Below are 15,052 nucleotides of genomic sequence, written 5' to 3' on the forward strand. Positions count from 1 at the left end.
CACGGGGTGGTTGAGGATGCACTGGGCGGCTCATCGGGAGCCACCCCCGCACAAGAAGTGTGTCGCGCGATACTTTAGATTCTATAAGAGATATGAATCATATACATGAACGCTAGTTGGAAAACTTTCCTCATTTTGAGTATTGACATTAGGGTTAGTTTGACTATAATTCATTCTTGGTGCTTCCACCCAACTAAACCTCGGCTGAACCTCAGCTAAACCCGATTCCGGGCGCACCAAAGACGCCCCCCCGCAATGTAGCTGGCGGGGGAGTGTAGAAGAGCGCAGAATAAGGGCTGCACTAGGTGCTACTCCACCAGGCCCGCGAAGCCCGACAGAGCCAGCACCTCCTCAACATCCTGCGGCACCGAACGCGCCACCCACGGCGAATGCACCAACACCGCCTGCCACTGACCGCGCGACACCGCCACATTCAAACGATTCGGCGACAGCACAAACCCGGCACCGCGCCCAGAATCAACCCGCGACGACGCCAACGACACCAACACCACCGCAGCCTCCTGACCCTGGAACTTATCCACCGTGCCCACACGCACACCAGCACCCGAAGAATCCGCCAAACCAGCAGCAATCAGCGCCTCACGCACACAATCAACCTGCGCGTTATACGCCGCCACCACAATGCAATCCTCCGCCGCCAGAGGGCGCGGCTCAGCACCAGCCGCCGGAACCCACTCACGACCCAACAACTCGCGCACGCAATCCACCACCGCCTGCGCCTCCTGCACCGAACGCACCGAACAACCCGCATGCTCCACCGGATACGACACCACACCCGGCGCAACACCCCGCAGGGCGCGACCAGCCGTCGCCGCCGCGCTCGCCAATGCGCCATCATACGACAGCCACGAAACCCGCTCGCACAACGCCGAATCCATACGCCACGACTCACCCAAGAAATAGCCAAAACGAGGATCCAACGCCGCCGCACCATCAGACAACCAACCCAGCGCCGAAACATCCACCGGGTACGGGTGCACACCCGTCGACACCTGCGGCAACTGCTGCGGATCGCCCAACAGCAGCACCGAACGAGCCGCACGAGCCGCCGCCACCGTATTCGTCAGAGAGAACTGGCCCGCCTCATCAACCACCAGAACATCCAGCGACCCGGCAGGCACACGACGCTCACTCACGTAATCCCACACCGTGCCGCCAAACAGCAGGCCGCCCGCACCAGAAATCAGCTCCACCAGCTCAGAATCAGACACCTCAGACCACGGGGCGTCCGGAATCACCGACTTGCCGCGCAGACGCACCGCACGCGAAACATCAAAACCATCACGGGCACAGCACGCCAACATAAGATTCTCAATCACCGCATGCGACTGAGCCACCACGCCCACCTTCGCACCCTCAGCCACCAGACGCGCAATCACATGCGAGGCGAGGAAGGTCTTACCCGCACCCGGAGGGCCCTGAACCGCCACATAGGAATGGTCGAGAGCGCGAACCGCCGCGTGCACGGCATCCACCGTGGGCAGGTCAGAGCCGGAAAAATCAACCTCATGGGGTAGATTTTCTGCATTTTTGGCGTTCGAGGCGCCCTTCTTCAGGCGCGGCGCGCGGCGGAACAGCAAATCCGTGGAGGCGCTCTTCACCCCCGTCAGCGAAGCCGCCGCATCGAGCACGCTCGGCAGAGCGCGGGACGGGTCAGGGGTCTCGGCGGACTCGCTGGAAGCTTCGGAATCCTCGCCGGGCACGGGGCCATTAAGCACGGGGTCGCTAGGCATGAGAGCGCCGCCGAAAAGCAGCGCGTGCACATCGGCCTGCAGAGCCGCCTCAATCGTCGCCGTAGACACCGGATCGCCAGGACCAATACCCGAAGGCAGGGCGCCGTGCGGCTCATCCTTCACGCGGATGCGCTCCTGCAGAAGCACCTCCAAGAACTCGCCAGCCGACTCTGCGCCAGTCGACTCTTCGGCAGTCTCTTCGGGGTCCGCAGAATCCTCGGAACCGGCACCGAAACCGCCCTGCGCCACCGCCAGCACACGCACGCCAAAGAAACCTGTCGCCGCCAATTCGGCGGGCACACGCTCACCCGGATTCGATGCACGGAAATAATTCACCTGCGACTCCATACGGTCCAGTGCAATCTGCGGGCTCAACCCCGCCTCATACGCACAAAAAACCGCACGGTCAGAGGGCGCAATCACCAGGCTCGGGTCAGCCTCAATTCGCGTACGCAACAGGCGCACCTGCGCGCCGCGCACACGATACCAGCCGGGGGCGCCCTCAACCTCGGCGGGCTCCTTCATGGCGGCGGCAAGCGCCTCCAGGTCTGCGGGGGTGTTCAGAAGAGCATGGGCATGCTCCACCGAAAGCACCTGCACCCGGTCAAGATACGCGTAATCACGGCTTGCCACCCACGCCGTCGGGCCGTCCTCCAGGCGGCGAATGTGCTCACGCCAGAACGGGGCACGCTCGCGGCGGTGATAATTCGTCATGGACAGTAGCATCGCCGCCTCAAGCGCACCGGCACCCCAGCCGTGCTCCGCCGCGTGCTCCTCCAGGGAGGCGAGCTGGGCATCCAGCAGGCACTGCAGGCGGTACTGTTCGCTGTCATTCTCCACCGCGGCGGGTACCCGGTACATGACCGGATGCTCCTCAGTTTCCGGATTCTCGGCGGTATCTTCGGCAGTGTCTTCGGTGACGAGCTCCGGGGCGTCGGTCGCGAGGGCAAGAGAAGCCGCCGCGTTCAGACACACCGGGCACTCGTCGCAGGTCAGAAAATACGGGATGCGCTCGGCAAGTTCCGCCGGTTCTACGCCCTCGTTCAGCGCCTCGGTGAGCTGCAGGAGGCGCTGCTCCTGCAGGCGAATCAGCGGCAGAATACGCGCCGAATCAACCCTGTGAGGTTGAGGAACGGGGGAGTGGTGCTCAGCGGGCTCAGTGGGCCCCGATTCGGACCCCGCGCTGTACTCATTTGCGCCGTACTCATCCACGCCGTGCCCCAGGTGAAGGTCGAGGCGCGCGGCATTCTCGGTTGTACTAGCGGTCAGCAGGTGCGCCGCCAGGGCACCGCGCAATAGTGCCCGATGTGCCGCCTCACCCAGGTGCGGGGTGCAGACGATCCGGGCGGTATTGCTCTCGGCGGTGCTGTCCGCAGCCGGGCGCTCCAGGCGGTCAAGCTCCACCGTGTAGGTCAGCCCCGCCGCGGAGGTCGCCACCAGGGGTACCGGGCGCGCTGTACCACCCGCATGCTCACCGCTGACTACTCCACTGCCGACCATGCCACCTTCGGTTAGTACTTGCAGGCACTCGCGGTACGCTTCGTGGGCGCGCTCGGACTTCTCGGGGGTCGGGTGGGCAGACTGCTTCTGCGCACGCTCCCGAAGCTCGGTGTAGAGCCGCAACTCGCAGGTGGAGGTGGCGGTCAGATCAGCGAGGGTGAAGGTAAGGTCCATGGTGACTTTTCTGCTGGAGGAGAGAGAAATAGGGCGGGAGTGAAACCCCGCCGTAGGGAGCGGGTGCGAGTCCCGGTTGAGGAGTCTATCGGCACCCCGTGCCCCCTCGCCCCGAGAGGTTGATTTTCAGGTTTCACGTGAAACACTACAGAAAATCAACCTGCACGGGGTGATTCAGGGGGCTTTCGGGGCTATCCGGGCATACACGCTAGGAGGCTGCACCCGCCGCAGCCGCGGTAGAAACTGCCGCCGAAGCAGCCGCAGAAGCCGGGGCGCTTGCCCCGTCCGAAGCGGGTGCCGAAGCACTCGCTGCTACCGCAGAGGGAGCAACAGAAGCACTCGGCGCGGTCGAACGGTTCGCAATCGCCGCCGCGGCAGCGTCCACGCGTTCCTTCGCGGCGGGCAGCGCATCCGAGCCGCCCAGATCGTTCAGAATAATCGCGAAAATCAGGCGGGTGCCGTCGGGTCGGATCGCCACACCGCACAGCGAAGACACCGTGTACAGGGTGCCGGTCTTCGCCTGCACAAAAGTGCGCGCGTGCACGGCATTCGCCGCACCAAAACGATCAGACAGGGTGCCGCTCACGCCCGCGACCGGGAACGTGCTCATCAGCTGCTCCGCATGCTCATCAGCATTCAGCAGAGCCACAACCTGCACGAGGGTTCGGGCGGTCACGCGGTCCGTCAGCGACATGCCGCACACGTCTGCCTGCACCAGGTTTTCAATGTTCACGCCGGCATCCACGAGTGCCTGGCGCACGGTCTGCTGTGCCGCTTCGCCGCTACCTTCCTTACCTGCGGCAATGGCGGCGCAACGGCCGAGCACCTCAGCGAGGGCGTTATCGGATTCGAGCATCATGTGTTGTGCCTGCTCCAGCAGGGTTGCCGATTCGACTGCCGCGATTTCGGCTGCTTCCGCGGGGGCGGTGCGGCGCTCCGCGAGGGTGAAGCTCATGCCGGACTCCTTGCCGGCGGTGTTGAGCGCATCCACGAACGCCTGCTGGGCAGCAACTGCCGCATCGTCCGGGCGTACCGGGTTGCTTGCGGTGGACTTGCCCGGCACCGTGTGCGATTCGAGCGCAATCGGGTGAATGGGCGTGATCTGGCCGGACGCCACGTCCGCGGCATCCCAGCCGGGGTTCACGCCGGGGCCGGTGAAGAAGGTGCCGTCAAGGTAGACGGGCAACGCAGCGGTCGGCTTCTCGCCCTCGTTCAGTGCCTTCACGGTCAGCTCGGCGAGGGTGGTGAGGCCTGCGCGTCCGACGATTTGCTTCGGGTCGGAGGCGCCCGCACCGAGCAGGGTGTCGCCGCCTGCCATGAGGTACAGTCCGGCGGCGTCGCGGGTGACGCGGGTGCGCAGGCGCGCCTGCAGGTTCGCGTAGTGGTTGAGCGCGAACAGGGTCAGCACCTTAAAAGTGGAGGCGGGTACGCGCGCGGTGTCGGCGTTGGCAGCGTAGAGGTCGGCGGGCACGGTGGTTGCCTTGATGCTGGGCAGGTTGCCGTCCATGCCGGTGACGAGCAGGCTGTACTGCGGGTAGGTGCCGTCCGCGAAGAGCGCGGTGAGGGCGGCACGTAGCTGTTCCTGTTCCGCTTCGGGCAGTGCAAGTGCGAGGGTCAGGGTGGCACTAGGGGTTGCGGAGGTGGTCGCCTCGGCGGTGCCGGTGGGGCTGCCGGTTGCGCTGCCGGTGGGGCTTGCGGAACCTGCGGGGCGTTTCTGTTCGGTTGCGGCGGATCCGCAGGCGGTGAGGAGGAACATGCCGCCGAGGGTGAGGGCGGCGCGGCGGGTGAGGGTGGTGGTCTGGGTGTTGTGCTTGTTGGAAGGCATCTTTTGAGCATAGCGGGCGGATGGGGTGCCTATCGAATTTACGCGCCGGTGCTGGGATGCTCATGCCGCGCTTCTGCTGCCCCTTATAACCCCTATCTGACCTGTCCGGCATAGTGGCGGGGTGCGGCGGCGGGGTGTGCTGGCGGGCGCGGGACTAGGCGGAATGTTAACAGTGGTGTGAGCGTGGTAAATTACGCTGGTTTTGGCGCCAAATACGCGGTTTCGGTGTGCGTGAACGGGTTACAATGGGTGAGTTCAACACCTAACTTTCGCACCTTGCGCGCCGAAGTCGCCGCGAAAGTGACTCTAACTCACGAGAAAGAAGGTTCCGATGGAACTCGACGTCACTATTGAAATTCCCCGCGGCTCCCGCGTGAAGTACGAAGTGGACCACGAGACCGGCCGCCTGCGCCTGGACCGTGTGCTGTTCACCTCCATGCAGTACCCCACCGCTTACGGCTACTTCGAGAACACCCTCGGTGAGGACGGCGACCCGCTGGACGCAATGCTGATCCTGGACGTTGACGTTGTTCCCGGCGTGCTGGTTGAGTCCCGCCCGGTCGCAGTGTTCAACATGACCGATGAGGCTGGCGGCGACGCTAAGGTTCTGTGCGTTCCCACCGACAAGCGCTACGACCACATCAAGTCCCTGGCTGATGTTCCCGAGCAGCTGAAGGCTGAGATTCAGCACTTCTTCGAGCGTTACAAGGATCTGGAGCCCGGCAAGTGGGTTAAGGGCGAGGGCTGGGAAGACCTGGCTGCTGCTGAGAAGATGGTCCAGGAGGCTATCGACCGTTTCGCAGCTGAGGGTCACTAAGCTGCCGCACCGTTAGGTGCACCCGGTTTTTTGTAGGGGGCGTGTTCCCTGCGTCTGGTTCGTACGATTTTTCGTGCGTGCTGGAGGCGGTGGGCACGCCCCCTTTTGTTGTGCTCGGAGTTGTTGCCCAGGGCTTTGTTGAGGTCGATTTCAACAAGTACTTTGCGCGGTGGGGCTTGTAATATTTCTGAAAGTTCAGATTTTAAAGATATTTCTAAAGTTCTAGTTGCATAAATATTCAAGTTTAAAGTGAGATTTTAATAAACTTAAGGTTTACATTTATATATATTTTTTCACGAGAATGAAATATTTGCTTGTGAATACTCGAAACGGTGAATTTTCAGAGTAGGGTTGAAGGAGTGCGGTGTAAGAGCGTCGACGAAGCGTAAACGCCACACACTATTTTCATCACTCAACTCAATTTAAGGACTATAATGTCTGAACTGTCACGCCGGCATGTGTGCCGGCTTTCGTCATTTGCCCTGGTAAGTTTCTTCGTAGCACCTCAGAGCGCGGCATGGGGTATTCAGGGCTCTGTTGGGTCTCCCCAGCAAATAGATGGATGCACTGTTGCCCCGCTTCGTGAAGCATGGGTGCCGACTAATGGTGCAGATAATGTCATTCTGTGGTTTCAGCTTCTTCCCTTTTCGGGCCCTTTTGTAGGGGTGCATGCGCTTCCGTCGGTAGAACTGATGGGGAATCAAGAAGAGTCAGCCTTATATGAGGTAATTCGTCCCCATATTCACCGTGATACAGGGCAGTGGCTGTCTAAAATTCCTTCGGGTCAGCAGATTGTGGTTGAGCTTGAACAGCTGAGTGGATCGCAAGAATACATGGTGCAGATGAGCCGTTGGCAGCCGGGTTCTATGGGATTGACAAGCCATTCTCCTGAGGGGTACCCGGCTGCACCATCACTGACAGTGCGTGAAGACTCGGGTCTGAAGGTGGTTCGTGCGCGTGGTGCCTCAACGGAGAGCACTGAGTATTTTTGTGGTGTCTACCAAGGGGAGATGAAGGGAAACGCATCCCTTGGAGAAGATGACGGTGCGTTTATTCAAGCTCAGCGCTGGGAATGGGGTCTTGAGGTAGATAAAGATATTTCTCAGCCGGAAGAGTTGTTTCAACGAGGGTGCTTTGGCGTGTATTTCCCGGGTCGTAGCGAATACGGCGGATCTACTGTGTCGGCTTCCTATCGGATTAGTGTTAGGACGCCGGGAGGCGTGTTGACATGTACCACAATAGCTGCCCCATAAAACAATTATGGGGGTAATCGCAGGGTTGTGGATTCGGGAAATCTTGCTCTGCAAAAAGAGATGATTGATAGGGGGTTGGTACAGATTTAATAGAATTAAACATCAAATCATCTTTATGTATAGATATTCAGGGAAAATTGGTGGGTTGGCATTCAAACTATTTGAATGCGTTTGAACTACATGGCTTAAGAAAGGAATACAATATGGTTGATTATAGTAAATCAAAGCATGTGAATGTTTTGGATTTTGGTGCAGACCCAACCGGTACGAAGGATTCCGCACCAGCAATTCAAAATGCCATTAACTCGGTGGCCGCTGTTCCCGGTGGTGGTTCTGTCGAGATTCCTTCGGGAATCTATCTTGTGAGTAATGATTTTATTAATCTCAGGGATAGGGTAGAGGTGTATGGTCATGGATTCTCAACACAAATTATTGGGTTTAATAAAAACCCGAAGATTTTAAGAGATGTTGATGGTGACGATATGGAGTGTCAGGGGGTATTTCATATGGGGTCATACAATACCTTTGTGGGTGATATGGGAACAAATATACCAATGCGTTTTGGGGTACGGGATATGTTTATTCGTGCCGCCAATCTTAATCTTTTGAATCCTAATATTCGTAAAGGATTTTTTGAGTATCAAATTGCTCAGGGTAAGCACGTTGCTGATAATTATATACCGGATAATATTGCGGGCATTATTGTTCATACAAGATATGATATTTTTAATGAACCTGAAGCTGCCCCTATTATTTCAAATATTGAAATCTGGGATACGGCAATCGGAATTGCCATCCTGGGTGAACATGATCGTGCTATGAAGGTTGATAAGGTCCGCATTCGTAAAACTCGCAGACAAGGGCTCTTGGTGGGAAAGCCGGTGGGTCATGTTCAGCGTAGAACAGAGAGTTTGAACTCTGGAGCTGCGGATAATAAGTTTGTGATGGTTGAGGTCTCTGATGCCAATCTTGGTGGCGGATATCATGGGGCAATTGAGGTGTACGGAGCTCAATGTAAATTTGTGGCATGTACCGCCTGGTTTGCTATTCGCAATAAGCCAAATTCCGACCTTTATCACGATAGAGATCAGTACCGCAGAAAGTCTGGTGCCGGGTGGGCGATTTTTGGCGAACGGAATATGTTCATCGGATGTACCGCTCAGGAGAATGGCGGGCACGGGTGGGTCGTAGGTTTCAAGGATAATCAGTTTATGAATTGTCTAGGTGAGTCCTCGAGTCTCGAGAATTCACTTATTCTTAAGGGAACTGCACGCACTGATGAAGCAGCTAATTGGTATATTGGACGAAATGCTTCTGGAGCACGCCTAGTATCGCCGCGTTCGGCTAATCCGAAAGTTGGCCAGCGTTCCTCGCGTTACGGGTTTTATCTGGAGAATAAGCTGGATGATATTAGTATTGTGGCCGGTTCATCGCGTAATGCCCGTGATGGTAATAAATTGACTTCGAATGACGGTCGGCACCTTTTCTTTAGGAGAGATCGCAGTGTCCCCTGGGGCAATTTCTATATTGATATTAATTTTGTGGTCTATAGGACCTCGCAAGATAATGAGATTAATCGGAATAGTCAAAATGACGTAAAAGTTTAATCATTCTGAAATAATTGCGCGGAGAGTGAATCCTGAGTACCTTCAAAGGGATTCACTCTTCTTCTACTCTCACACCTTTCACCGAGGATAGAAAATGAAGAAAAACCTTTCGACCCGCGGCGCGGCGGCACTGTTGGCACTAGCTATGGGGTACATGGGTCAGGGTGTAGCCCAGGCGGCATACATTCAGCCGAAATCTGCACAGCCTATTGAAGAGCTGGAATTTGATGTTAATTGTTTTGACATGCACTTCTATTACGGCAAGAACGTTATAACCAATTTGCACTGGGCGGAGTGTACCGGCCTGATTACGAAGAAGCAGGTTGTCGGGCTGGCTACAACCGATGAAGATAAGTTGCCGAACGGGGTCATGACTATCTCGCGTGGCCGCTTGCTGGAGCACCTGTACCATCTGGCAGGTTCACCCGAGGTGAAGAACCTGCCGGAGAAGTCCCCGTACACCGACCTGACTCCGGGCGATGCGCGCTATAAGGTTGCTATTTGGGCGACCCGTGTGGGCTTGACTACTGGTTGGTCTGATGGTTCCTTCCACTACGACACTCCGGCGAGCCGTGGCGCCTACTTTACCTTCCTTTATCGTGCTGCGGGTAGCCCCAAGGTAACTCTGGAGCCCCTGGGTAAGGCGAATGCTGCACGATATAAGAAGCGTTTTGCCCCCATTAAGCGGGGAAGTGAGTTGCACCGAGCAATGAGCTGGGCGTACCAGCATGCAATGGCGAAGCGGGAGGATTATGACCTGCCCATGAACTTCAACTACCCCAGCGCCGATTACGTGACATGGGACGCCTACAGGGTGCCGGACTACTACTTCGCTTCGCACCGCACTATTTTTATTCCTCTTATGATTCTGGACAGTCATGAGGAGCTGGCACCGATTGTGGCTCGTCTGCAGTCGCTGTCCTAGCGGCAGGTGAGCGGAGGGCTTGCTGGGGGCGTGTTCCCCGCGTCTGGTTCGTGCGATTTTTCGTGCGTGCTGGAGGCGGTGGGCACGCCCCCCTTTTTTTGTGTTCCTTGGCTGTGTTCGGAGGTTCCGGGAATGGTGTGTGCGACCGAACTATTCTTCGGAAAACAGCTTCAGAGCACCCCTGGGAGTGCTAATATATGCATATTACGAAGAATAGTTCGTATAACCTGAGGTTCTGCAGCGGTGAGGAGGAAACCCCTATGGCATTCGACGCAACGGGGTTCGCACAAGAATTTGGTGCGCAGGTTCGTGCCGTCCGCAAGTACGAAAAAATCACCCAAATGGAGTTGGCGTGGATGGTCGGGCTCAGCGATAAAACAATCCGCGACATTGAGCGTGGGCTGCCCGGCCCGTCAATTGGTGCGGTCCTCAAGGTCGCCCAAGAGCTCGGCATTGAGCTGGCCATTACTAACCCTCTCACCTAACCCCTCCCGCACGCCTATATAAAGGAACCACCATGCAGAATGGACGCGCAGGACGCCTGCACCCCGCCGTCGGCACTGCCCGCCGCCACCTCGCCGCCGCCCTCGAAAAGCTCCTCGGCGCCGGAAGCATCAAAGCCACCGGACGCTCCCGCACCGCCTCCACCGCGGACGCCGCCGACCTGCCCCTGCTCCTGGTCGCCTGCAGTGGCGGCCCCGACTCCCTCGCCCTGGCGGCAATTGCCGCGCACTTCGCCCGCCGCAGCGACGTACGCGTAGGCGCCATCATCGTCGACCACGGCCTGCAAGAAGACTCCGCCGCGGTTGCCACGCAGACCGCGCAGACCCTCACCGACCTGGGGCTTCACCCCGTCATTACCGAAAAAGTACAGGTTCCCGTCGGCAACATGGGACCCGAAATGGCGGCGCGCACCGCCCGCTACACCGCCTTCACGAAAGCCGTCGAAGCCACCGGCGCCCGCGCCGTACTACTCGGCCACACCCTCGACGACCAGGCAGAAACCGTGCTGCTCGGCCTAAGCCGCGGCTCCGGCACGCGCTCCCTTGCCGGTATGCCGCCCGTGCGCGTCGAAGGGGGTGTCACCTACCTGCGTCCCTTCCTTGGCCTGCGCCGCACCGACATGCTCGACATCTGCGATGCCGAAACCCTCACCCCCTGGATCGACCCGACCAACACCGACGAAACCCTCATGCGTGCCCGCATCCGCCACAGCGTGCTGCCCTACCTGGAGGAGCACCTCGGCGGGGACGTCGCCCGCTCCCTGGCGCGCACCGCCTCCGTAGCTGGCCCCGACGCCGAATACCTCGACGAGCAGGCACAGGCCGCCTACGAGCAGGCGCTCCTACCAGCCGGAACCGCCGTGCGTGGCATCGAACGTGAGGACGCCGTGCTACTGGACCGTGCGCAGGTGGCGGCGCTGCACCCGGCGCTTCGATTGCGTGTGCTTGCGACCGCCTGCAAGGCTGCCGGGGGAGAGAACCCCGGCTTCGAGCGACTGCAGGCGCTGGACTCTTTCACCGCCGAATACGCGATAGCTGGGCCCGTTCAGATGCCCGGTCACGTGAGCGCGTACCGCCGCCGCAAAATTGTGCATCCGGCAACCGGTGAACGCCTGGACGTGCTCGTATTAGTACCAACTCGGCCCTAACTAGGTGCCCAGCTAGGTGCCCGCGGAGCCCCCTCAGCACACACTATCTGCGTGGTGAGGTGCGCCGCGGCGCCGTTTTAAGCCATACTTAAGGCGAACACCATCCACATTGTCCGCTGTGGGAAGGCATGAAACCCCTCACCCGGGGCCCCCGGCGGAGGCGCAGAGCGTCTAAAAGAATACGAAGGAATACATCGTGCAGGCTATCGACGTGCAGGACGATATCAAGAACGTTCTCTTCAGCAAGGAAGAGATTAATGCGAAGGTCGCCGAACTGGCGGCGCGCATCGACGAAGACTACGCCGGTAAGGACGTGCTGTTGGTGGGTGTTCTCAAGGGCGCCATCATGATCATGGCTGACCTTTCCCGCGCTCTCAAGGGCCACTACACCATGGACTGGATGGCTGTTTCTTCGTACGGTTCCGGCACCAAGTCCTCCGGCGTTGTGCGTATCCTCAAGGACCTGGACACCGACCTGGTGGGCCGCAACGTCCTGATCGTTGAAGACATCATTGACTCCGGCCTGACCCTGGCATGGCTGCAGCAGAACCTGATTTCTCGCGGCGCAGCTTCCGTTGAGATTTGCACCCTGCTGCGCAAGCCCAAGGTCGTCAAGGCTGATGTTGAGGTCAAGTACGTCGGCTGGGACATCGAGCCCGAGTTTGTTGTTGGTTACGGCCTGGACTTCGCTGAGAAGTACCGCAACCTGGACTGCGTCGCAACCCTGCACCCGCACGTTTACTCCTAAGCCTTCACCTCAGCAACCATGCTGTAGGTGGTGACGCCCCGCCTCCTCACGCTTGTGGGGGAGCGGGGCGTTGCTGTACCCGGAGGTGGATGTACCCGACGCAGAAGATGCACTTTCACCCCCGCCGAGTGCTACAACCCTTTAGCCCGCAGGTGAAATAGAGAAGCTCGGTACCTAGCCGCCCGCCGGGGTAGGGTACATTTAAGGTTGCACCGTTGGGTGTTCCGGCAGGCATGCCGCACCCCAACGGGTCACAGCCGCAACGTAAGGACAAAGCATTGGCGCAAAACCCCAATACTCCGCAGAAAGGCTCGGAGGGCTTCCTGAAGAAGCTGATTAACGGCCCCTGGTTCTGGCCGGGTGCAGCTCTCGTAATCATGCTGGCTTTCCTCATGGCCTCCTTCTTCACTCAGCCCTCGCGTCAGGTGGACACCAACGTGGGTCTTCAGCTGCTCAACGACCACCAGGTCAAGAGCGCAAAGATCTATGACGGCGACCAGCGCGTCGAGCTGCAGCTTAAGGACGACTACAAGAAGGGCAACGACAACTACGGTAAGTCGGTGCGCTTCTACTACGTGCAGCCCCGCGGCGACGAAGTTGCTAAGGCAATGGAATCCGCCGAGCTGGAAAGCTACACGGACCAGCCGGTTGAGCACAGCTTCCTGGGCTCCCTGGTGTCCCTGCTCCTGCCGATTCTGCTCTTTGGTGTGCTCTTCTGGTTCCTGATGGGACGCGTCGGAGGCGGCTCCTCCGTCATGAGCTTCTCCAAGTCCCGCGCAAAGAAGTTCACCAAGGACAAGCCGGAAGTCCGCTTCAGCGACGTCGCTGGCGTGGACGAGGCGCTCGCCGAACTGGAAGAAGTCCGCGAGTTCCTGGCTGAACCCGAAAAGTTCACCCGCCTGGGTGCAAAGATCCCCAAGGGCGTGCTGCTGTACGGCCCTCCCGGCACCGGTAAGACCCTGCTCGCCAAGGCTGTGGCGGGCGAGGCTGGCGTGCCGTTCTACTCGATTTCTGGCTCTGACTTCGTTGAAATGTTCGTGGGTGTGGGTGCGTCCCGCGTGCGCGACCTGTTCAAGGAAGCGAAGAGCGACCCCGCCGCCATCGTCTTCGTCGACGAGATTGACGCTGTTGGCCGCCGCCGCGGCGTCGGCATGGGCGGTGGTAATGACGAGCGTGAGCAGACCCTGAACCAGCTGCTGGTTGAGATGGACGGCTTCGACGGCAACTCGAACGTCATCGTCATTGCGGCAACGAACCGACCCGACGTTCTGGACCCGGCGTTGCTGCGTCCCGGCCGTTTTGACCGTCAGATTGGTGTGGACGCCCCCGACATGCAGGGCCGCGAACACATCCTGCGTGTTCACGCCGCAGGCAAGCCGATCGCTAACACCGTTGACCTGGCACAGGTCGCTAAGCGCACCCCCGGCTTCACCGGTGCTGACCTGGCGAACGTCATGAATGAGGCGGCTCTGCTGACCGCCCGCGATAACGGCAACGTGATTGACGACCGCGCTATCGACGAGGCAATCGACCGCGTCATGGCTGGTCCGCAGCGTTCCTCGCGCATCATGAACGAGCACGAGCGTAAGGTCACCGCATACCACGAGGGCGGTCACGCCCTGGTCGCGGCGGCACTGCGTAACTCCGCGCCGGTCACCAAGATTACGATTCTTCCGCGCGGTCGCGCCCTGGGTTACACCATGGTCATGCCGCAAGACGACAAGTACTCCACGACCCGCCACGAACTGCTTGACCAGATGGCGTACGCGATGGGTGGCCGTGCCGCTGAGGAAATCGTCTTCCACGACCCGTCCACCGGTGCGTCTAACGACATTCAGAAGGCAACCGACACCGCCCGCAAGATGGTCACCGACTACGGCATGAGCGCCGTGATTGGTTCCGTGAAGCTCGGCGGCGAAGACACCGAACCGTTCCTCGGTGGCGGTGGCGCTTCGGCACGCAACTACTCCGATGCGACCGCGGCAAAGGTCGACGCTGAGATTCGCGCCCTGCTGGATCAGGCACACGATGAGGCGTTCCAGATTCTGCTGGAAAACCGCGATATTCTGGACCGCCTGGCGTTCGCCCTGCTGGAGAAGGAAACCCTGCTTGAGAATGAGATAGCCGAAATCTTCAAGGATGTTCGCAAGCGCCCCGAGCGTGAGCACTGGTACTCCAAGCCGACCCGCGAGCGTACCGATATCCCGCCGGTGAAGGCACCGAGCGAGCTGGCGAAGGAAGCTGAAAAGGCTGAGGAAGCACCTGCCGAGGCGCCGACTGTTCCGGTAGCACCGGCTACACCCGCGCAGCAGGTTCCGGTAGCACCTACGCAGCCGTTGCCGCCTCAGGCGCCCCTCAGCGACCCGGACGCCGACCCGACCGTCGCAATGCCCACCCAGCAGTACCCGAACTACCCCGCCCCTCCGGCGCAGCGCCCGGAGAACGGCACCCCGAACCAGAATGGAGCAGAGAATGAGCGAGGTTAAGAACGCCGTTGACCAGCCGCGTATTGAGGCTGCCGTCCGTGAGATTCTGCTCGCGATTGGTGAGGATCCGGACCGTGACGGTCTGCAGCAGACTCCGGCTCGTGTGGCGCGCGCCTACGCGGAGTTCTTCTCGGGCCTGCACCAGGACGCCGGCGAGATTCTGGGTACGACCTTCGACATCGCCCACTCTGAGATGGTGCTGGTGAAGGACATCCCGTTCTACTCGACCTGTGAGCATCACCTGGTGCCGTTCCACGGTGTGGCGCATGTGGGTTACATCCCGGGCCCGGACGGTAAGGTGACCGGCCTGAG

The 15,052-nt window shown here is 59.5% G+C and carries 11 protein-coding genes; 9 read left to right on the plus strand and 2 right to left on the minus strand.

What is annotated here, in order from left to right; genetic code table 11:
- Positions 1–308: 308 nt before the first annotated feature.
- Together O3649_RS08380 and dacB are read right to left on the minus strand one after the other, a co-directional pair.
- On the minus strand, positions 309–3,428 hold the full coding sequence (locus O3649_RS08380) for a DEAD/DEAH box helicase (RefSeq protein WP_371573746.1): 3,120 nt from the start codon (positions 3,426–3,428) through the stop codon (positions 309–311).
- Positions 3,429–3,636: 208 nt separating this feature from the next.
- Positions 3,637–5,253, minus strand: a complete 1,617-nt coding sequence (gene dacB / locus O3649_RS08385; protein ID WP_371573748.1) for a D-alanyl-D-alanine carboxypeptidase/D-alanyl-D-alanine-endopeptidase — start codon at positions 5,251–5,253, stop codon at positions 3,637–3,639.
- A 331-nt stretch (positions 5,254–5,584) separates the two neighbouring features.
- Here dacB and ppa point away from each other — a divergent pair, with 331 nt between their 5' ends.
- The 9 genes from ppa to folE all read left to right on the plus strand — a co-directional run.
- On the plus strand, positions 5,585–6,070 hold the full coding sequence (gene ppa / locus O3649_RS08390) for an inorganic diphosphatase (protein ID WP_005504328.1): 486 nt from the start codon (positions 5,585–5,587) through the stop codon (positions 6,068–6,070).
- A gap of 434 nt (positions 6,071–6,504) precedes the next feature.
- Positions 6,505–7,323 carry a hypothetical protein gene (locus O3649_RS08395; protein WP_371573750.1) on the plus strand — a complete coding sequence of 273 codons (819 nt, stop codon included), beginning with the start codon at positions 6,505–6,507 and terminating at the stop codon, positions 7,321–7,323.
- A gap of 203 nt (positions 7,324–7,526) precedes the next feature.
- Entirely contained in the window at positions 7,527–8,930 is a 1,404-nt protein-coding gene (locus O3649_RS08400; protein ID WP_005507633.1) for a glycosyl hydrolase family 28-related protein, read from the plus strand.
- A gap of 94 nt (positions 8,931–9,024) precedes the next feature.
- Entirely contained in the window at positions 9,025–9,855 is an 831-nt protein-coding gene (locus O3649_RS08405; RefSeq protein WP_371573752.1) for a hypothetical protein, read from the plus strand.
- Between the two features lie 260 nt (positions 9,856–10,115).
- The gene (locus O3649_RS08410; protein ID WP_005504337.1) at positions 10,116–10,340 is read left to right on the plus strand and encodes a helix-turn-helix domain-containing protein; all 225 of its coding nucleotides are present in this window, start codon (positions 10,116–10,118) and stop codon (positions 10,338–10,340) included.
- 32 nt (positions 10,341–10,372) lie between these two features.
- A complete protein-coding gene (gene tilS / locus O3649_RS08415; protein WP_371573754.1) occupies positions 10,373–11,506 on the plus strand; it encodes a tRNA lysidine(34) synthetase TilS in 1,134 nt (377 codons plus the stop codon).
- Positions 11,507–11,702: 196 nt separating this feature from the next.
- Positions 11,703–12,254 carry a hypoxanthine phosphoribosyltransferase gene (gene hpt, locus O3649_RS08420; protein WP_005504342.1) on the plus strand — a complete coding sequence of 184 codons (552 nt, stop codon included), beginning with the start codon at positions 11,703–11,705 and terminating at the stop codon, positions 12,252–12,254.
- Positions 12,255–12,532: 278 nt separating this feature from the next.
- Positions 12,533–14,740 (plus strand): ATP-dependent zinc metalloprotease FtsH, encoded by a 2,208-nt coding sequence (gene ftsH, locus O3649_RS08425; protein WP_371573756.1) that lies wholly within the window; start codon positions 12,533–12,535, stop codon positions 14,738–14,740.
- The coding region (gene folE, locus O3649_RS08430; protein ID WP_371573758.1) for a GTP cyclohydrolase I at positions 14,727–15,052 on the plus strand (326 nt) is incomplete at its 3' end. The genes ftsH and folE, both read left to right, overlap by 14 nt.

It is taken from the genome of Rothia sp. 27098_8_29, from assembly GCF_041432785.1.
GTDB lineage: Bacteria > Actinomycetota > Actinomycetes > Actinomycetales > Micrococcaceae > Rothia > Rothia mucilaginosa.